The organism is Polaromonas sp., from assembly GCF_012927415.1.
Lineage (GTDB): Bacteria > Pseudomonadota > Gammaproteobacteria > Burkholderiales > Burkholderiaceae_C > Polaromonas.
This window is the reverse complement of the sequence record NZ_JABBPF010000021.1, coordinates 22,827-40,922: the sequence shown is the minus strand read 5'-3', so window position 1 is coordinate 40,922 and position 18,096 is coordinate 22,827. Positions and strand designations below refer to the sequence as shown.

Genomic DNA, 18,096 nt, shown 5'->3' with positions numbered 1-18,096 from the left:
TGCCATGACTTTTGAAAATATCCGGTTTGAACTGCAGGGCAATATTGCCCGCCTGACGCTGGACCGTCCCGACAAGATGAACAGCTTCAATGGAGCCATGCACGCTGAGCTGCGTGTCGCACTTGATCAGGTTCAGCAAGACCAAACCATCCGTGTGCTGGTGCTGACAGGAGCTGGAAAAGGTTTTTGTGCCGGGCAGGATTTGTCAGACCCGCAGGTGCAGGTCATACAGGGCGGGCCACCGCCAGACATGGGCAACGTCGTTGAAAAGGACTACAAGCCGCTGATTCTGCGTCTGCAAAATCTGCGGGTGCCGACGATTGCTGCCGTTAACGGTATTGCGGCTGGTGCCGGATCCAGTCTTGCGCTGGCCTGCGATCTGGTGATCGCCTGCAAATCGGCGTCGTTCCTTCAGGCCTTCTCCAAGGTCGGGCTGGTTCCAGACACCGGTGGAACCTGGTTCCTGCCGCAACGCGTTGGGATGGCGCGCGCCATGGGTTTGGCATTGTTGGCGGGCAAGCTGTCAGCCGAGAAGGCTGCCGACTGGGGGTTGATTTGGGCCGCCGTGGAGGATGCCGAGTTCGCGCCGACAGTTGATGCCCTGGCCGCACAGCTTTCCATAGCTCCCACCAAAGCGCTGGTGCGCACCCGTCAAGCCATGCAAGCAGCCCCGGGCCACACTCTGGAACAGCAGTTATCAATGGAAGCCGGTTTCATGCGTGAATTGGGCTGGAGTGCGGATTTCTCCGAGGGTGTTGCAGCCTTCAAAGGAAAGCGCGCCCCGATTTTTACAGGGGCTTAAGCGGATGAGTGTTCCTCTTTCAAAGTGGGCGGTTGCCGGTGCCGGTGCCGGTATTGCCCAGGTTGCGGCAGCCTCGGGTCATCCGGTGAAACTGCTGGATATCCGCGCACAGGCAATTGAACATGCAGGCGCTAATGTCGGCGCCCCATTCGCAAAATTAGTCGAAAAAGGCAAGTTGGCATTGAAAGCCGCCGCCAATGCGGGTGAGCGACTGATTGCCGTTAACGAATTATCCGATCTGGCCAGCGCAACTCCGGTTGTTGAGGCGATTGTCGAAAATCCGGAAGCCAAGCAAAGGCTTTACAGCGATCTCGAAGCTGTCGTGGGTGTGAACCGCCTTTTTAGCACCAACCCATCCTTCATTTCCGTCAACACGGTCGGTGCGACCCTGCAGCATCCAGGGCGGTTTTCCGGCCTGCATTTCGTCAATCCAGCCCCCTTGATGGTGCTGGTAAAAACTGTCTCAGATCTGGCTACCAATCATCCTGTGCTGGCCAAAACGCTGTTCATTACGGCCAGCAAATGGGGAAAATTCCGCTCCACGCCAAATCAACGCCTGGCTTCATTGTCAACCGTGTCGCCCGACCGTATGACGTCAAAACCCTGCGCATGCGTCATGAAGGCGGGGCTGACTCTGTCACCGTCGACGCCTGCTGTTGCGAAGCCAGCGATTTCCGCATGGCGCCGTTGGAGCTGATGTACATGATCGGATGTGACATCAATTTTACCGAGACCAACTGCGAATTGATTGCTGAGGCAGTTAACGCTGGAGCGTATGTCATCGATGGCCGCACGGTGACGCGCTGCGCCTTTGGTACCGGAATTGCCAATACCATGCAGGTCGATTTGGCGCTGGATTACAGCCGGGCGACAGGTCTTGCTGTAAGCGTTGCGGCGCAATGCAATTCAGCCAATGCAGCGCAGGGCATCGGCTCGCTTCAAGCCAATGGGATAGCGGTTTCTCGCTTCAACGATATGCCGGGTCTGGCTGCGATGCGCAGCGTCGCCATACTGGTCAATAAAGCTGCGGACGCCGTTAATCAAGGAGTCCGCGATACGAAAAGGGCCGATGTAGCCGTGCGGCTCGATGTCAATTGCCCTGCGGCTTCCTTGCGAGGGCGAACACCGTTGGACTGCCAAAGATATGCCAGGTGCTCACCCACCTCGGTCAAACCTGCGGTGAATACCGCCACCGCGTCTCGCCGCTGATCCAAGACAACGTTTTTGAAGGAAGGAATTTTCATGATTGCGCCACATTCCGATCCTCAAGCACTGGCGGAAGAAGTGTGTGCTGCCATGTGGTCTCGCGACCGGGCTTCTCAAGCGTTGAGCATGCGGATACTCAGCGTCAAACCGGGTTACGCCTTGGTCTCAATGCCGGTGCATGGGAACATGCTCAATGGCCACCACACTTGTCACGGCGGCTACCTATTTACGTTAGCCGACAGTGCATTTGCCTATGCCTGCAACAGTCACAACCAAAACACCGTGGCCTCGGCCTGTCATATTGATTTTTTGGCACCCGCCGGAGAAGGTGACTTGCTGGAGGCCGAAGCCGTCGAACGCTCGCAGGCCGGTCGCACCGGCGTTTATGACGTCACCGTGAGCGTGCGTGGAGGCAAAACCATCGCCCTATTTCGGGGCAAGAGCTACCGCGTCGGCGGTGAAGTGATTGCCAGCTTGCAACAGGGCGAATACGCCAAATAGCAAAATCATCAAGGGAAGACCACCATGTCCGTTAAAAATCCGATGCCCGGCGACCTTGAGCCAATTGAGTCCGCCAGCCGTGACCAAATCTCTGCTTTGCAACTGGAGCGCATTAAGTGGACGTTAAAGCATGCTTACGACAACGTTCCGCACTACAAAAACAAGTTTGACGAAAAGGGAGTTCATCCAGACGACTTGAAAGCCTTGGCGGACTTGGCCAAATTCCCCTTCACCACCAAAATCGACTTGCGTGATAACTATCCGTTTGGCCTGTTTGCCGTGTCACGCAGAAAGGTGGCACGCATTCATGCATCGTCTGGCACAACCGGCAAACCGATTGTTGTCGGTTACACGCTTAAAGATATTGATACCTGGGCCAATCTGATGGCTCGCTCGATTCGTGCTGCAGGTGGGCGCGCTGGCGACACCTGTCACATCGCCTACGGTTACGGTTTGTTTACCGGCGGCATGGGTGCACACTATGGCGCCGAGCGCGCCGGGTGCATGGTGGTGCCGATGTCCGGCGGTCAAACAGAAAAGCAAGTGCAGTTGATCCAGGATTTCCAGCCCGAGATCATCATGGTAACCCCGTCTTACTCGCTGGTCATTGCTGAGGAGTTTGAGCGTCTAGGGATCAAACCCGAAGACATCTCCTTGAAAATTGGCATCTTTGGCGCCGAACCCTGGGGCCGCGGTATGCGCGATGAGATTGAACGCAAGCTGGGCATTGACGCCATCGACATCTACGGTTTGACTGAAGTCATGGGCCCTGGCGTTGCCTGTGAGTGCATTGAATCCAAAGATGGTCCGGTGATTTGGGAGGATCACTTCTATCCAGAAATCATCAACCCGGATACTGGTGAAGTGCTCGCCGATGGCGAGGAAGGCGAACTGGTTTTCACCTCACTTTCCAAGGAAGCCATGCCGGTGATTCGCTACCGCACCCGCGACCTGACCCGTTTGTTGCCGCCGACCTCGCGCAGCTTCCGGCGCATGGACCGAATCACTGGTCGCACTGACGACATGCTGATAGTGCGTGGCGTCAACGTCTTCCCGAGCGTGATTGAAGAGCAGATCCTGCGAGACAAACGTCTGGCGGGAACTTATCAGATATTTCTTTCCCGTGATGGTCACCTTGACAACGTTGAAGTACGTTGCGAGTTGCAACGAGAGTTTTCAGGTCACTTGTCGCCCGTGGAGATAGAGTTGATCAGCAAGGAATTGCAGCACCACATCAAGACTATTGCCGGAATTTCTACAAAAGTAAGGGTGATGGACCACGACTCAATTCCGCGGACGCTGACCGGCAAAGCCCGCCGAGTGATTGATGAGCGTCCCAAGCAAACCTGACAGAAATGAAATGACCGAAGCTTTTATTTGCGATGCCATTCGCACCCCCATCGGTCGTTACGCTGGCGCGCTTGCCGGTGTGCGTACTGACGACCTCGGCGCCATCCCGCTCAGGGCGTTAATTGAGCGTAACCCGCAGGTTGACTGGACCGCCGTGGAAGACATCATTTACGGCTGTGCCAATCAGTCCGGCGAAGATAACCGCAACGTCGCCCGCATGTCCGGCCTGCTTGCGGGTCTGCCCGTCGAAGTGCCGGGTACCACGATCAACCGCCTGTGCGGCTCTGGCATGGACGCCATCGGTTTGGCCGCTCGTTCAATTAAGGCCGGCGACACCGAATTGATGATCGCAGGTGGCGTCGAAAGCATGTCACGCGCGCCCTTCGTCATGGGCAAGGCAGAAAGCGCTTACTCGCGCAACGCTGCCATCTTTGACACGACCATCGGCTGGCGTTTCACCAATCCATTGATGAAAAAGCTTTACGACACTGATTCGATGCCGCAAACGGCGGATAACGTGGCTGCTGAATTCAATATTTCTCGCGCCGATCAGGATGCTTTCGCGCTGCGCTCGCAACAACGCTGGGCAGCAGCTCATGCGGCGGGTCGCTTCACCCCCGAAATTGTGCCGGTGGTGATACAGCACAAGAAGGGAGAGTCGATGGTGGTCGATACCGACGAGCATCCGCGCCCGGAAACCACGCTGGAAATGCTAAGCAAGCTAAAAGGTGTGAATGGCCCGGCGCTTTCCGTGACCGCAGGCAACGCTTCAGGAGTCAATGACGGTGCCTGCGCACTTCTGATTGCCTCCGAGACCGCTGCCCGTCATCATGGACTTACGCCGCGTGCCCGAGTCGTTGCGATGGCAACGGCTGGCGTGGCGCCACGCGTCATGGGCTTCGGTCCAGCCCCTGCCGTGCGCAAGGTATTGGCGAAGGCCGGCCTGACGCTCCATCAGATGAACGTCATCGAACTGAATGAAGCCTTTGCGGCGCAGGGCCTGGCTGTTTTGCGCGACCTCGGCCTGGCTGACGATGAGGCACGGGTGAATCCGAATGGTGGTGCGATTGCCATGGGACATCCGCTCGGCATGAGCGGCGCCCGGCTGGTGACGACTGCGAGTTACGAGTTGGCTCGGCGTGGCGGACGTTATGCGCTTTGCACGATGTGTATCGGTGTTGGGCAGGGCATCGCCCTGATCATTGAGCGAATTTAAGACTTATTACAACGGAGACAAAACCATGAAATTTAAACTGAAAACGCTGGTCATCGGTGCCACTCTGGCCTTCGGCGCCTTGAGTGCTTATGCCGCAGAGCCCATCAAGATTGGATCCGTACTGTCCGTCACGGGTCCAGCTGCCTTCCTTGGTGACCCTGAACTGAAGACGCTGCAACTTTACATTGAAGAATTGAACAAAAAAGGCGGCGTGCTTGGCCGTCAACTGCAATTGGTTCACTACGATGATGGCAGCGACGCCAACAAGGCAAACGGCTTTGCGAAACGCCTGATCGATGATGACAAGGTGGATATTCTGGTGGGCGGGACTACTACGGGCGCCACCATGTCCATGGTGCCGCTGGTTGAAAAGGCCCACATTCCCTTCATCTCCTTGGCCGGCGCTGTCGTCATTATTGAGCCAGTGAAAAAGTGGGTTTTCAAGACGCCGCACACCGACCGCATGGCGGCCGAAAAGGTGTTTGATGACATGAAGAAGCGAGGCATCAGCAAGGTCGCGCTACTCTCTGAAACCAGTGGTTTCGGCCAGTCTGGCAAGAAGGAAACCGAGGGTGTGGCAGCCAAGTACGGCGTCGCCCTGGTTGCAAATGAAACCTATGGCCCGAAAGATACCGACGCGAGCCCGCAGCTGACCAAAATCAAGAACACGGCGGGTGTGCAGGCGGTCTTCGTGTTCGGCTTGGGGCAGGGTCCGGCCATCGTTACCAAGAACTACAAGCAGCTCGGCATCACGTTACCGCTTTACCAGTCGCACGGCGTAGCTTCTAGCGACTTCTTGAAACTGGCCGGCCCGGCAGCCGAAGGCGTGCGTCTGCCTTCCCCCGCTCAATTGATCCCGGAAAAATTGGCCGCCAACGATCCTCAAAAACCGGTTGTGACAGCCTATGACAAGGCTTACAAGGAGCGTTACAAGCAGGATGTGTCAACCTTCGGTGGCTATGCGTACGATGGCCTGATGATTGCCGTCGATGCGATCAAACGGGCGGGGGGGACGGACAAAGCCAAAGTGCGTGACGCCATCGAAGCCACTAAAGGTTATGTGGGTTCGAGTGGGAACGTGACTATGTCGGCAACCGACCATCTGGGCCTGGACCTTTCCTCCTTCCGCATGCTGGAAGTCAAGGGTGGTGACTGGACAATTTCCCACTAATGGCGAGAGCTAAAAAACGGTCGCTTACGGCCTGCGATTGAGGTTGAAACAAACATTCGTATGTATCAAACTTTCGAAATTGACCGCAGCGGCCGGATAGCCACGATCTGGATGAATCGTCTGTCGGTTTTTAACGCCTTCAACAAGCAACTGATTGTTGATCTGGGTATGGCCAACGAAGTGACACCCGACGATGCGTTGGATGCAAACGTCGCGACCTTGGCTGAGGCACTGATTGCAGGGGCACCGCAGGCCCGGAAAGCGGCGAAGGATCTGATTACGGCCGTCAACGGACGGCGCATCGACGATGTTGGTATTTGCGGAACGGCACAACGCGCTGCCCGGCAGCGGGCAACGGATGAAGCCCAGGATGGAATTTTTGCGGTCGTTGAGAAACGCAGGCCGGCATGGCTTCTTGAATGGGGATAAGACAGAGCAGCGAAGGTTGATGCAGAGTTTTTTTGTCACTACACAGGAGATAGCCAATATGTATACCCAATCATTCAATGTGCCGGACACTCCCGGCCTGAGGTCGGTTCCACTGGCCCCTTCGACAGAATCTGCAGAATCGCAAGCCCGGTTTGACAACAAGATCGACGCCGATGGCAAGATCGAGCCACAGGACTGGATGCCCGAGGCCTATCGCAAAACCCTGGTGCGGCAGATCAGCCAGCATGCACACAGCGAAATAGTGGGCATGTTGCCGGAAGGCAACTGGATCAGCCGAGCCCCCAGTCTCAAGCGCAAGACCATTCTGATTGCCAAAGTGCAAGACGAGGGCGGGCACGGGTTGTACCTGTACAGCGCTGCCGAAACACTGGGCACCAGCCGCGACCAGATGCTGGAAGGCTTGCACAGTGGCAAAGCCAAATACAGCTCCATCTTCAACTACCCGACGCTCAACTGGGCCGATCTGGGCGTGGTGGGCTGGCTGGTGGATGGCGCGGCCATCATGAATCAGATTCCACTGTGCCGCTGCAGTTATGGCCCTTATGCGCGCGCCATGATCCGCGTGTGCAAGGAAGAATCCTTCCACCAGCGTCAGGGTTATGAAGCCCTGCTGGTGATGATGAAGGGAACCGTCGAGCAAAAAGCCATGGTGCAGGATGCCGTCAACCGCTGGTGGTGGAAATGCCTGGCCATGTTTGGGCCGCCAGATGCCGACAGCCCACATAGCGCCCAGGCCATGCGCTGGGGCATCAAGCGCATCTCCAATGACGACCTGCGTCAAAAATTTGTCGATGCCACCGTGCCACAAGCCAAGGTTCTCGGCGTGACCCTGCCCGATCCTGATCTGAAGTGGAACGAAGAGCGCCAGCACCACGACTACGGGCAAATTGACTGGGACGAATTCTGGTCTACCGTGAACGGCAACGGACCCTGCAATAAGGAGCGCCTGGCGACACGCGTCAAGGCACACAACGATGGCCAGTGGGTGCGCGATGCCGCGCTGGCCTATTCCCGCAAACGGCAAACACAGGCCATTAAGGAAGCAGCATGAGCACACCCGCGTTGAAAGAATGGCCCCTCTGGGAAGTTTTTGTCCGCAGCAAACAAGGTCTGGAGCACAAGCATTGCGGTAGCCTGCATGCCGCCGATGCCAAGCAGGCGCTGCAGATGGCGCGCGATGTGTACACCCGCCGCCAGGAAGGCGTGAGCATCTGGGTGCTGCCTTCGGCCAGCATCACGGCCAGCGCGCCAGACGACAAGGAATCGATGTTCGAGCCAGCGGCCGACAAGATCTACCGTCACCCCACCTTCTACAAAATCCCTGACGAAGTGGGGCACATGTAATGTCGGCGCACACCGACTACCTGCTGCATCTGGCCGACAACGCACTGATCCTCGGGCAGCGCAATGCCGAATGGTGTGGTCATGGGCCGATTCTTGAAGAAGATCTGGCGCTGGCCAACAACAGCCTGGACCTGATTGGCCAGGCGCGGCTAATTTACCAGCATGTCGCCGCCCTGCACAACGATGGTCGCACCACTGAAGACACACTGGCCTACTTCCGCGGCGTGCCGGATTTCCGTAACTACACCCTGCTGGAGTTGCCCCACAGCACAGCGCTGGCACCCACCGCAGCGGGAGACCGCGACTATGCGGTGACCATCGCGCGCAACTTCCTCTACAGCGCGCTGATGGTGCTGACGTGGGAGGCGCTCAAGGTGTCCAAAGATGCCCAACTGGCCGCTATTGCCGCCAAGTCGCTCAAGGAAACGCAATACCACCTGCGCCACTCGCGCGACTGGCTACTGCGTTTGGGCGATGGCACGGACGAATCGCAGGCCCGGGCTCAAGCGGCCTTGGACCATTTAATGCCTTACACGCAGGAGTTCTGGACGTCGTGCGCCATGGAAACTTCAGCAGTTGATGCTGGTGTGGGCATAGCGACGACCAGCCTGCAAGCGGCCTGGAACGAAGTTGTCAACGACACGCTGGCCCGGGCCACGCTCAGGCGCTCCAGCACGGATGGCCATGTCTCCACTGGCAAGCAGTGCCTGCATTCTGAGCACTTGGGTTTCGTGCTGGCCGAAATGCAAAGTCTGGCCCGCGCTCATCCCCAAGCTGTTTGGTAAACCCCATGAATGCAATGCCATTACCCGAGGGACCCATCGCTGAAAAGCAACCGTTTGAGCCGCACCACGCAGTGTGGGCGCTGCTGGAGTCAGTGACCGACCCGGAAATCCCGGTAGTGTCGCTGCGCGAAATGGGCATCTTGCGGAGTGTGAGGGAAAGCCCGGAGGGACTGGAGGTGGTGATCACCCCCACCTACAGTGGCTGCCCGGCCATGAGTCAGATGGAAGACGACGTTATCGCGGCTTTGGCGCAAGCCGGTGTTGCAGCCCGCGTGGTCACCCAACTGGCTCCCGCGTGGTCCACCGACTGGATGACGCCCGAGGCCAGGGTGAAGCTGCAGAGCTACGGCATTGCCCCACCGCAGGCCAGTAGCTGCGCTAGCAAGGGCATCAACGTGGTGCAATTTGCTACTAAAAAAATAGCTGACTATGTAAAGCCGGCGGTAATTTGCCCCCAATGCCGGTCAGTCAACACCACAGAAACCTCGCATTTTGGTTCCACGGCTTGCAAAGCGCTGTACCGCTGCCTGAATTGCATGGAACCGTTTGATTACTTCAAACCTTATTGAGCGCTCCTGCGTCCGCACCATGTCAAAAATCCCCCATTTCCACGACCTTAAGGTCGCACGCATCAGCCCCGACGCCGCGGGGTCTGTCGCCATCACGCTCACCATTCCGCAAAATCTGAGCGAAACTTTTTTTTTCCAGCCAGGCCAGTATTTGACCCTGCGAGCGACCATCGACGGCGCCGATCTACGGCGCAGCTACTCTATATGCAGCACCCGCAGCCATTTGGCGACCCACCATGAATTAATGGTTGGCATCCGTCCGATGGAGGGTGGCGTATTTTCCAACTGGGCAGTCAATGAGCTCAAAGCAGGATACACACTTGCCGCCATGCCGCCAGACGGCCGCTTCGTGTCCAAACGCCCACGAGCTTTGCATCGCGTCGGTTTTGCTGCGGGTTCGGGCATCACGCCGATTCTGTCCATCATGGCGAGTACGCTGGAAGAGCAGCCAGAGTCGAAGTTCACCCTTATTTACGGCAACCGCAGCATGGCTAGCGTGATGTTCAATGAGTCGCTGCAGGACCTGAAGGATCGCTACCCTGATCGCCTCACACTGATCCATATCCTCTCGCGCCAGGCGCAGGAAGCCGATCTTCTGCAAGGCCGCATCGACGGCGACAAGATTCGCGCCATCATCGACGCACTACTGCCTGTGGGCAGTATGGACGAAGTCTTCATATGCGGCCCCGAAGTCATGATCGAAGTTACCGAAGCGGCATTGCTTGCCGCCGGTGTTCCCCCCGACCGTGTGCACTCTGAACGTTTCACTTCGCCGACTTTGGAAGAGCTCACACCGGCTGCCCGGCAGGCCGCCGTGGCGAGTCACAAACTTCCAGTCCTTGGAAAGATTGCGCTGACTGTGGTGGTGGATGGCAAACCTCACGAATTGCATATGGACTCTGACCAGCATGTGCTGGATGTAGCTCTCGCTGCTGGTCTGGACCTGCCTTTTTCGTGCAAGGGAGGAGTCTGCTCCACCTGCCGTGTCAAGGTGCTGGAAGGGAGTGTGTATATGGACAAGAATTTCGGGCTAGAACCTTGGGAAACCGAAAAGGGCTTTGTGCTTTCCTGCCAGGCCCGTCCGACCAGCGAAAGACTGGTGGTGAGTTACGACGAACGCTAAAAGCCTTTTGAGGCTTTGGACATCAAAAGAGAATATCGGCATCAACAAAGATTGATTTTTTATTTTTCTGGCTTCTGGTTCAGTTATGGAAAAAAAACGTGAAAAATGGACCGCTGCGATCAATTTAAAACCGCCAGCATGAGCCCCCCAAGGCCCCGGCGCTGCGGGCAGGAGATGCAAGGCACGCGCGGAAATTTCAGCGTCGCTGACGCTTCGCCACAAGCCGGCTACCAACAGAAACCAGCCAGGCAAACAAGGTGCTGCGCAAGCCAGAACTGCCCATAAGATTGACCATGGCGGGTTGCCCAAAACACATCCCGGTCGGCGCGTTCATTTTCATTGCGGTCACCCATCACCAGCGCGGCCAGCATATCCGTGCGCTAGCGGCTTTCGACGCGCTGGTTAACCGCCTCACTCACCGACTGGCGGGGGCGCTCGACCGCTTAGCGCCAGCTGCCGGAAAGCATGTGCGGCTTGCGCCACTGACTCGCCTCGGTTACTGACCAGCTCCAAAGCCTCTCGCTTGAATTCCCGGCGAAATTGCCGCCTCTTTTCCATAACCCTTTGCGGTTTCATCCTTACACCGTAACAAGGTGTCTACGAAACCGGCAGCAACCCATCGAGATGTCCCTCTAATCGCTAAAAACCGGCGACTCGACGGGTTCCGCTCCGCAAAGTAGGTTCAAAGTTCTGAGCAAGCTTCACCCGTAAAAAATGCGACTGGTCGCCGCGAGTTGACCCGAAAGGAAAAAAGCATCTAGTCTTTCCACGACGCCAGTTCCGTATGAAACGACTTAGCTGAAAAAATTTAACTCTACCGTGCCGGCGGCAACTCTCATCACTCAACCCGAACAATTCCAGTCGGTTTGAAACCCAGATCCGCCGCCTTGCCCTTGCGTGCCCTCGCCGACCGAGCATTGTTCAAGCTGCGGATTTCCAGCGTTTCCTCGCGCGACTTGCTGCCCCGCCCTATGCCTTCAATACTCACGCTTCGGGTGTACGCCGCCGCGCCGGCCAGCGTATCTTTGGTGTCCAGGTCAATCAAAACCAGCCCCCGTCCGCCTTTGTCCATCTGCTTGAGTTCGTTGATGTCAAACGTGAGGATGCGTCCGCTGGTGGAAGCACATGCCACATGCGTCGCCGACAATAGCGGCTGGGCGCCGGTGCTACCCTTGGCATGCGACGGACGGCAAACCGTTTCGCCTTCGCCCAGCACGATAAAGGCCTTGCCACTTTTGTTGCGTGAACTCAACCCCTCTACCGTGGCCAGGAAGCCGTAGCCGCCCGAACTGGACAGCAGCAGCGTCGCAACGGCAGGCCCGGCAAAGTAGTGCCGCAATTGCGTGCCCGATTCCAGCTCGATCAGCGTCGTAACCGGCTGGCCGTCGCCGCGCGCGCCGGGCAATATCGCCACGGCTACTGAGTAAACGCGGCCATTGCTGCCAAAGGCCAGCAAGGTGTCGACGGTGCGGCACTCGTAAGTGCTGTAAAGCGCATCTCCCGCCTTGAAGGCAAAACTTGCCGAATCATGGCCATGGCCGCTGCGGGCACGCACCCAACCGTTGCTGCTGACAACGACGGTGACGGGCTCGTCAAGCACCTTGACGTCCAGCACCACCTTTTTGTCGGCCTGTATCAACGTGCGACGCGGATCAGAAAACATTTTCGCGTCTGCTTCTATTTCCCTGACCATCAAGCGGCGCAGCGCCGTAGGACTGCCCAGGATTTCTTCGAGCCTGCCCTGCTCTTCGCGCAGGGATTTGAGCTCCTGCTCGATCTTGATGGCTTCCAGTCGGGCGAGCTGGCGCAAGCGGATTTCAAGAATGTCCTCGGCCTGTCGGTCGCTCAAGCTGAAACGTTCCATCAGTGCCGACTTTGGTTCGTCAGACTGACGAATGATGGCGATCACTTCGTCGATATTGAGCAGCACTAGCTGCCGCCCTTCAAGAATATGGATGCGAGCCAGCACCTTGTCTAGCCGATGCTGCGAGCGCTTTTCAATCGTGATCTGGCGAAACGCGATCCACTCGGTCAGCATCTGTCGCAGAGATTTCTGAGTCGGCCGACCATCCAGGCCGACCATCGTCAGGTTGATGGAAGACGAACTCTCCAGACTGGTGTGCGCCAGCAGAGTATTGATGAGTTCGGCTTGAGATATTTTGCTGGTCTTAGGCTCAAAAACAAGGCGCACAGCCGCGTCCTTGCTCGATTCGTCGCGCACCACATCGAGCACCGACAGCATCAACTGTTTGAGTTGCACCTGGTCCAGGCTGAGCGCCTTTTTGCCGAGCTTAATCTTGGGATTGGTGATTTCCTCAATTTCTTCCAGTACCCGCTGCGTGCTAACGCCGGGCGGCAGCTCCTGCACCACCAGTTGCCACTGGCCGCGCGCCAGTTCTTCGATCTTCCAGCGCGCGCGCACCTTGAGCGAACCGCGCCCGGTGCGGTAAGCCGCGGCAATCTCTGCGTCGTTGGAGATAATTTGCGCGCCACCAGGGTAGTCGGGGCCCGCGATCAGCGTATATAACTCTTCGTCGCCGAGCTTGGGGGTTTTGATGAGGGCGACGCATGCATTGGCCACTTCACGCAGGTTGTGGCTCGGGATTTCGGTCGCCAGGCCGACCGCAATACCACTCGCTCCGTTGAGCAGCGTGAAGGGCAGGCGTGCCGGCAACTGGCGCGGCTCTTCGGTCGATCCGTCGTAGTTGGGGATGAAGTCGACCGTGCCTTCGTCGATCTCTTCCATCAGCAAGCTGGTGATGCGGCTCAGGCGCGCCTCGGTGTAACGCATCGCAGCGGCGCCATCGCCGTCACGGCTGCCGAAATTGCCCTGCCCGTCGATCAGCGGGTAGCGTTGCGAAAAGTCCTGCGCCATGCGCACCAGCGCGTCATACGCAGCCTGGTCGCCGTGCGGGTGAAAGCGGCCCAGCACATCGCCCACCACGCGCGCGCTTTTGACCGGTCGCGCACCGGTGGCGTTGTTGGTCCCGCCAAAACCCAGGCCCATGCGCGCCATGCTGTACAAAATGCGCCGCTGCACCGGTTTTTGGCCATCGCAGACATCGGGCAGAGCCCTGCCTTTGACAACGCTCAGCGCATACTCCAAGTAGGCGCGCTGCGCGTAGGCGGCAAGGCAATCCTGGTCGGCGGGTTCGGGGTCCCGGGCTGGAGCGTCCGGCGTAAAAAGATCCATGGTGAATTTGCTCAGGTTGGACAGGGTGTTGTGCGATGGCTCTGCACACCGATGGCATCAGGCAAAGCACTAATATTCAGAGTCGATTTTCGGTCCATCGGGCGGCTTCATTCCGCTATTGGCGACTATCAGTATGCTGCGCGAGCGGTGACTGCCGGGCCAGCGTTTGAAATGCTCGGTCAATGCCGTCAGCCAGGCCTGCGTCGCCGCCAGCGCCAGCGGCGGACTTGCCTTAAGGTCGCTGACAATCACACGAAAATGAAACTCCACGCCGGACAGCAGTGGACTGTCGATCCGCAAACCGCTCACCACCAGGCGGGTCGCCAGCGCATTGATCTCCTCTGCCCCCGACAGGCCTTGTGCAAGCACTGCAAATCGCCCGCCGCTAATGCGCACGGCAAGATCGTTGTCCCCGATCGGGCGTCTCAATCGCAGCGCCGCTTCCAGCAGCATTTTTTCATTGAATTCCGCACCCAGCTGGTTCAGCAGGCCCTGCCAGTTCTTCACTTCAATCAGGAACAGTGCGCTTCCGGCAGCGCCTTGCTGGGAACGCGACATCACCCGCATCAGCCGTTCCACCAACACATTGGTGGTCGCCAAACCGGTCAGCGGGTCGGTGACATTGGCCCAGAAGCTGCGCAAGCGGCTTTCATTGAGCAAGCGGCTGCGCCACACCAGCGACAGGTAAATCGGCGGCACTTGCAACAAAAGCATCAGCACTACTGGCCAGTAGGCCTGGCTCGCCCGTGCCAGGCCAGCCAGAAAACATAGGGCTGTCGCCAGCCCGCCTCCATGCCCGATCACCAACCACCATTTCCAGGGACCTGCGGTATCCCGGGACTGCCGCACCAGATACGCGGAAAAAACGAGCAGCACTGCAACCCATGCGAAAGCTGCGGCTGGCGCATATTCCCCGGGACCAAGCCATGCATAAAAGCCCAACAAGCCCAAGCTGACCAGCATCATGACCGCCAGGCCAAGCTTGACCTGCGCAGTGGCCTGCCGGTTTTTCAGCAGCCACATCTGCAGCCCGGCAATCAATGCAGGACCGACCACCAGCAACCCGCGCTGGATGAGTTCGTCATTGACCTGCAGGCGCTGAGCCACCAGCGCGGCTACCACCATGAAGGACAGATACGCCGCCAGCCCCAGCAGTGTTTGCTCGTCATAAGCATAGCCAACAATCAGGCTGAGCAGCAGCACCAGACCCAGCACGCCCGCCACGATACCGAGCGCAAAAACGCCTGGACTGAACGCAAGGTGCATGACCGTCAATCCCGCACGGTCTGGGCCTCTGGCGCAGCGCTGGAAAGCACTGCGGCCGGACTGCCGCCCATCATTTCCATGCGGATCCTGCCGGATGAAGCAACGCCACCCACGGCCGGCGGCTTGAGCAGGGTGTAGAGCTGCATCACGGTTTTGACGTAGTTTATGGTTTCGGGGTAGTTCGGTATCTTGTTGCCCGCCCGTTGCACCGCGCCCTCTCCGGCGTTATAGGCTGCGATGGCCAGTTCGAGCTGGCCCGGAAACAGCTTGATGAGGTCACTGAGGTAGCTGGAGCCGGCGCGAAGATTGGTGCGCGGATCCGTGAGCTTTTTCTTGATCGGGGAATCCTTGTCGGCCTTCACTCCATACCGCTCCGCCGTTGGGGGAATCAGCTGCATCAGCCCGACCGCGCCTTTCGGGGAAACCGCCTGGGCGTTGAAGCCAGACTCGGTGGCGATCACCGCCTGCAGCAATTCGTAATCAATGCCATGCGTCTGCGAGGCTTCACGCAGCAGATGCTTGACGGCCTTGTAATTGGGCGACACATCAAAATAGGTGAGCTGCTTTGGCGAGGCAGCAGCCCCGAAGCTTGGCCGGCTGGCTCCGCCGACTGCGGCCTTGCCGACACCCGCAGTGAAATTCTCTGCCCCGCGGAATAACAGCTGATAGCGCCTGTCCAGTTGCGCCCCGGAAAAATGGGAAACACCTTGTGCATCCACGTAGCGCCACATGTCGGCGCGGGCGGTCGTCGGCTGCCAGGCAACCAGAACCAGCAAGGGCAAGCCCAGCGCGCACCAGCCGGTATGGCTACCGCTTGGGCGTGTCCGCATAATCCAGCGGAATAGCAGATTTAGGACCGTCAAAACATTCGCGCAAGAATTCATCAAATATCAATTTCCACGGCGTCGCCGTGCAACTCCATCAGTTCGCGGCGGGCTGCCGCTTCGCCCTTGCCCATCAGTTTGGTAATCAGGCTCTCGGTCTGCAGAAAATCCTGGTTGCCCAGTTGCACGGGAAGAAGGCGGCGGGTGTCGGGGTTAAGCGTGGTGTCCCACAGTTGTTCAGCGCTCATCTCGCCCAGGCCCTTGAAGCGGCTGATGCTCCACGCGCCTTCGCGCACGCCGTCCTTGCGCAGTTTATCCAGAATGGCGCTCAATTCGCCCTCATCCAGCGCATAGACCTTGGACGCCGGCTTTTTGCCGCGCGCCGGCGCATCGACTCGGTACAGTGGCGGCCGCGCCACATAGACATGGCCGGTTGCTATCAGTTTGGGGAAGTGGCGGAAAAACAGCGTGAGCAGCAGCACCTGGATGTGCGAGCCGTCCACGTCAGCGTCGCTCAGGATACAGACCTTGCCGTAGCGCAAGCCGCTCAGGTCCGGCGTGTCGTCGGGACCGTGCGGGTCAACCCCGATGGCAACGGCGATGTCGTGAATCTCGGTGTTGGCAAACAGGCGGTCGCGGTCGACCTCCCAGGTGTTGAGCACCTTGCCGCGCAGCGGCAGGATCGCCTGGCTTTCCTTGTCGCGGCCCATCTTGGCGCTGCCGCCGGCCGAATCACCCTCAACCAGGAACACCTCGTTGTTCGCCAGATCCTTGCTTTCGCAATCGGTCAGCTTGCCTGGCAGCACGGCCACGCCCGAGCCCCTGCGCTTTTCAACTTTCTGGCCCGCCTTCTGGCGCGTCTGCGCTGCCTTGATGGCGAGCTCGGCCAGCTTTTTGCCGTATTCGACATGCTGGTTCAGCCACAGCTCAAGCGACGGACGCACAAAACTTGAGACCAGGCGAACGGCATCGCGCGAATTCAGGCGTTCCTTGATCTGGCCCTGGAACTGCGGGTCCAGCACCTTTGCGCTCAGCACATAGCTTGCTCTCGCGAACACGTCTTCGGGCAACAGTTTGACGCCCTTGGGCAGCAACGAATGCAGCTCGATAAAGCTTTTGACAGCATTGAACAGGCCATCGCGCAGACCGCTTTCATGCGTGCCGCCAGCGCTGGTCGGAATCAGGTTGACGTAGCTTTCACGCACCGACTGGCCGTCTTCAGTGAAGGCGACGCACCAGCTGGCGCCCTCGCCTTCAGCAAAGGCCTCGTGCGAGGCATCGGCAAAGCCTTCGCTTTCAAACATCGGAATCACCAGGTCAGCGCTCAGTGTCTGCATCAGGTAGTCACGCAGGCCACCCTTAAAAACCCAGGTTTGTATGTCCTTCGTTTTCTCGTTTGTCAGCGTGACAGTGACTCCCGGCATCAGCACTGCCTTGCTGCGCAGCAGATGCGTCAGCTCGGCCATCGGCAAAGCCGGGGATTCGAAATATTTGGCGTCGGGCCAGGCGCGCACCGTGGTGCCGGATTTGCGGTCGCCGCCTTCGCTTTTGCGCAAGACCAACGGCTCAATGACGTCCCCGCCGGAAAAAGCCAGAATGGCGACCTTGCCGTCACGGTAAGAGCTGACTTCAAGCCGTTTGGACAGCGCATTTGTCACGCTAACACCCACGCCATGCAAACCGCCCGAAAAACTGTAGGCGCCGCCCTTACCCTTATCAAACTTGCCGCCCGCGTGCAGCCGGGTGAACACCAACTCGAGCACCGGCGCTTTTTCTTCCGGGTGCAGGCCAAACGGGATGCCGCGGCCGTCGTCTTCCACCGTCACCGAACCGTCGGTGTGCAAGATGACCTTGAGTTTTTTTCCATGCCCGGCAAGTGCTTCATCGGCCGAGTTGTCCAGCACTTCCTGGATGATGTGCAGCGGGTTGTCGGTGCGCGTGTACATGCCTGGGCGCTGCTTGACGGGCTCCAGGCCCTTGAGCACGCGGATCGAGCTTTCGGAATAAACAGGGGCATCTCTGGAATTTTTGTCGGCCATGGCAATTGAAATAATTACGCCAATTGTAAGCCGGGCTGTTTGGCTTACTGTACAAATATACAGCCCAACTAGCTGAAAACTTCGCTACTGTGCATCGGGGTAAGACTGCGCTCACTCGGCCTTGGCGTCTTGGGAAGTTAGTGAAGTTAGTGAAGTTAGTGAAGTTACCTTACGTCTGTCCGTTTTATGGCGGATTCAAATACGAATTACGCTTTTTTGACACAATAGGTAGGTTGAAATAACACAACCAGAGGGGA

General features: G+C 58.2%; 18 protein-coding genes. 14 read left to right on the top strand and 4 right to left on the bottom strand.

The window, feature by feature from the left end:
• Nucleotides 1-4: 4 nt before the first annotated feature.
• The 14 genes from paaG to HHJ19_RS02110 all read left to right on the top strand — a co-directional run bounded on the left by paaG (nucleotide 5) and on the right by HHJ19_RS02110 (nucleotide 11,020).
• On the top strand, nucleotides 5-802 hold the full coding sequence (paaG, locus tag HHJ19_RS02175) for a 2-(1,2-epoxy-1,2-dihydrophenyl)acetyl-CoA isomerase PaaG (protein WP_296903679.1): 798 nt from the start codon (nucleotides 5-7) through the stop codon (nucleotides 800-802).
• A gap of 85 nt (nucleotides 803-887) precedes the next feature.
• Nucleotides 888-1,499 (top strand): 3-hydroxyacyl-CoA dehydrogenase NAD-binding domain-containing protein, encoded by a 612-nt coding sequence (locus HHJ19_RS02170; protein ID WP_296903677.1) that lies wholly within the window; start codon nucleotides 888-890, stop codon nucleotides 1,497-1,499.
• Nucleotides 1,412-2,011: a hypothetical protein gene (locus HHJ19_RS02165; RefSeq protein WP_296903676.1), complete on the top strand. Its 600-nt coding sequence runs from the start codon at nucleotides 1,412-1,414 to the stop codon at nucleotides 2,009-2,011. The genes HHJ19_RS02170 and HHJ19_RS02165 overlap by 88 nt, the downstream gene beginning before the upstream one ends.
• Nucleotides 2,012-2,044: 33 nt before the next feature.
• Entirely contained in the window at nucleotides 2,045-2,509 is a 465-nt protein-coding gene (paaI, locus tag HHJ19_RS02160) for a hydroxyphenylacetyl-CoA thioesterase PaaI (RefSeq protein WP_296903674.1), read from the top strand.
• Between the two features lie 24 nt (nucleotides 2,510-2,533).
• Nucleotides 2,534-3,859, top strand: coding sequence for a phenylacetate--CoA ligase PaaK (gene paaK, locus HHJ19_RS02155; RefSeq protein WP_296903672.1), 1,326 nt, complete (start codon nucleotides 2,534-2,536; stop codon nucleotides 3,857-3,859).
• Nucleotides 3,860-3,869: 10 nt separating this feature from the next.
• Complete coding sequence (gene pcaF / locus HHJ19_RS02150) at nucleotides 3,870-5,075, top strand: 3-oxoadipyl-CoA thiolase (RefSeq protein ID WP_296903670.1); 1,206 nt, start codon at nucleotides 3,870-3,872, stop codon at nucleotides 5,073-5,075.
• A 25-nt stretch (nucleotides 5,076-5,100) separates the two neighbouring features.
• Complete coding sequence (locus HHJ19_RS02145) at nucleotides 5,101-6,246, top strand: ABC transporter substrate-binding protein (RefSeq protein ID WP_296903668.1); 1,146 nt, start codon at nucleotides 5,101-5,103, stop codon at nucleotides 6,244-6,246.
• A 111-nt stretch (nucleotides 6,247-6,357) separates the two neighbouring features.
• Nucleotides 6,358-6,675 (top strand): hypothetical protein, encoded by a 318-nt coding sequence (locus HHJ19_RS02140; protein WP_296903667.1) that lies wholly within the window; start codon nucleotides 6,358-6,360, stop codon nucleotides 6,673-6,675.
• A gap of 58 nt (nucleotides 6,676-6,733) precedes the next feature.
• Nucleotides 6,734-7,747, top strand: a complete 1,014-nt coding sequence (gene paaA / locus HHJ19_RS02135; protein ID WP_296903665.1) for a 1,2-phenylacetyl-CoA epoxidase subunit PaaA — start codon at nucleotides 6,734-6,736, stop codon at nucleotides 7,745-7,747.
• A complete protein-coding gene (gene paaB, locus HHJ19_RS02130) occupies nucleotides 7,744-8,040 on the top strand; it encodes a 1,2-phenylacetyl-CoA epoxidase subunit PaaB (protein WP_296903663.1) in 297 nt (98 codons plus the stop codon). Before paaA ends, paaB begins: the two co-directional genes overlap by 4 nt.
• A complete protein-coding gene (gene paaC / locus HHJ19_RS02125) occupies nucleotides 8,040-8,825 on the top strand; it encodes a 1,2-phenylacetyl-CoA epoxidase subunit PaaC (protein WP_296903661.1) in 786 nt (261 codons plus the stop codon). The genes paaB and paaC overlap by 1 nt, the downstream gene beginning before the upstream one ends.
• Before the next feature lie 14 nt (nucleotides 8,826-8,839).
• Nucleotides 8,840-9,394, top strand: a complete 555-nt coding sequence (gene paaD / locus HHJ19_RS02120; protein ID WP_296903700.1) for a 1,2-phenylacetyl-CoA epoxidase subunit PaaD — start codon at nucleotides 8,840-8,842, stop codon at nucleotides 9,392-9,394.
• Between the two features lie 19 nt (nucleotides 9,395-9,413).
• Nucleotides 9,414-10,517, top strand: coding sequence for a 2Fe-2S iron-sulfur cluster-binding protein (locus HHJ19_RS02115; protein WP_296903660.1), 1,104 nt, complete (start codon nucleotides 9,414-9,416; stop codon nucleotides 10,515-10,517).
• Between the two features lie 293 nt (nucleotides 10,518-10,810).
• Nucleotides 10,811-11,020: a hypothetical protein gene (locus HHJ19_RS02110; protein WP_296903658.1), complete on the top strand. Its 210-nt coding sequence runs from the start codon at nucleotides 10,811-10,813 to the stop codon at nucleotides 11,018-11,020.
• Between the two features lie 335 nt (nucleotides 11,021-11,355).
• Here HHJ19_RS02110 and parC read toward each other — a convergent pair whose 3' ends face one another.
• The 4 genes from parC to HHJ19_RS02090 all read right to left on the bottom strand — a co-directional run bounded on the left by parC (nucleotide 11,356) and on the right by HHJ19_RS02090 (nucleotide 17,839).
• The gene (gene parC / locus HHJ19_RS02105) at nucleotides 11,356-13,710 is read right to left on the bottom strand and encodes a DNA topoisomerase IV subunit A (RefSeq protein ID WP_296903656.1); all 2,355 of its coding nucleotides are present in this window, start codon (nucleotides 13,708-13,710) and stop codon (nucleotides 11,356-11,358) included.
• Between the two features lie 69 nt (nucleotides 13,711-13,779).
• Nucleotides 13,780-14,976 (bottom strand): diguanylate cyclase, encoded by a 1,197-nt coding sequence (locus tag HHJ19_RS02100; RefSeq protein ID WP_296903654.1) that lies wholly within the window; start codon nucleotides 14,974-14,976, stop codon nucleotides 13,780-13,782.
• 5 nt (nucleotides 14,977-14,981) lie between these two features.
• On the bottom strand, nucleotides 14,982-15,806 hold the full coding sequence (locus HHJ19_RS02095; RefSeq protein ID WP_296903653.1) for a lytic transglycosylase domain-containing protein: 825 nt from the start codon (nucleotides 15,804-15,806) through the stop codon (nucleotides 14,982-14,984).
• A gap of 53 nt (nucleotides 15,807-15,859) precedes the next feature.
• Nucleotides 15,860-17,839 (bottom strand): DNA topoisomerase IV subunit B, encoded by a 1,980-nt coding sequence (locus HHJ19_RS02090; protein ID WP_296903651.1) that lies wholly within the window; start codon nucleotides 17,837-17,839, stop codon nucleotides 15,860-15,862.
• Nucleotides 17,840-18,096 lie beyond the last annotated feature (257 nt).

What these genes read in the sequence shown, in the direction of transcription:
- paaG (WP_296903679.1), top strand. Translation starts at nt 5, where the DNA reads ATGACTTTTGAAAATATCCGGTTTGAACTGCAGGGCAATATTGCCCGC.
- HHJ19_RS02165 (WP_296903676.1), top strand. Translation starts at nt 1,412, where the DNA reads ATGCGTCATGAAGGCGGGGCTGACTCTGTCACCGTCGACGCCTGCTGT.
- paaI (WP_296903674.1), top strand. Translation starts at nt 2,045, where the DNA reads ATGATTGCGCCACATTCCGATCCTCAAGCACTGGCGGAAGAAGTGTGT.
- paaK (WP_296903672.1), top strand. Translation starts at nt 2,534, where the DNA reads ATGTCCGTTAAAAATCCGATGCCCGGCGACCTTGAGCCAATTGAGTCC.
- pcaF (WP_296903670.1), top strand. Translation starts at nt 3,870, where the DNA reads ATGACCGAAGCTTTTATTTGCGATGCCATTCGCACCCCCATCGGTCGT.
- HHJ19_RS02145 (WP_296903668.1), top strand. Translation starts at nt 5,101, where the DNA reads ATGAAATTTAAACTGAAAACGCTGGTCATCGGTGCCACTCTGGCCTTC.
- HHJ19_RS02140 (WP_296903667.1), top strand. Translation starts at nt 6,358, where the DNA reads ATGAATCGTCTGTCGGTTTTTAACGCCTTCAACAAGCAACTGATTGTT.
- paaA (WP_296903665.1), top strand. Translation starts at nt 6,734, where the DNA reads ATGTATACCCAATCATTCAATGTGCCGGACACTCCCGGCCTGAGGTCG.
- paaB (WP_296903663.1), top strand. Translation starts at nt 7,744, where the DNA reads ATGAGCACACCCGCGTTGAAAGAATGGCCCCTCTGGGAAGTTTTTGTC.
- paaC (WP_296903661.1), top strand. Translation starts at nt 8,040, where the DNA reads ATGTCGGCGCACACCGACTACCTGCTGCATCTGGCCGACAACGCACTG.
- paaD (WP_296903700.1), top strand. Translation starts at nt 8,840, where the DNA reads ATGCCATTACCCGAGGGACCCATCGCTGAAAAGCAACCGTTTGAGCCG.
- HHJ19_RS02115 (WP_296903660.1), top strand. Translation starts at nt 9,414, where the DNA reads ATGTCAAAAATCCCCCATTTCCACGACCTTAAGGTCGCACGCATCAGC.
- HHJ19_RS02110 (WP_296903658.1), top strand. Translation starts at nt 10,811, where the DNA reads ATGGCGGGTTGCCCAAAACACATCCCGGTCGGCGCGTTCATTTTCATT.
- parC (WP_296903656.1), bottom strand. Translation starts at nt 13,710, where the DNA reads ATGGATCTTTTTACGCCGGACGCTCCAGCCCGGGACCCCGAACCCGCC.
- HHJ19_RS02100 (WP_296903654.1), bottom strand. Translation starts at nt 14,976, where the DNA reads ATGCACCTTGCGTTCAGTCCAGGCGTTTTTGCGCTCGGTATCGTGGCG.
- HHJ19_RS02095 (WP_296903653.1), bottom strand. Translation starts at nt 15,806, where the DNA reads ATGCGGACACGCCCAAGCGGTAGCCATACCGGCTGGTGCGCGCTGGGC.
- HHJ19_RS02090 (WP_296903651.1), bottom strand. Translation starts at nt 17,839, where the DNA reads ATGGCCGACAAAAATTCCAGAGATGCCCCTGTTTATTCCGAAAGCTCG.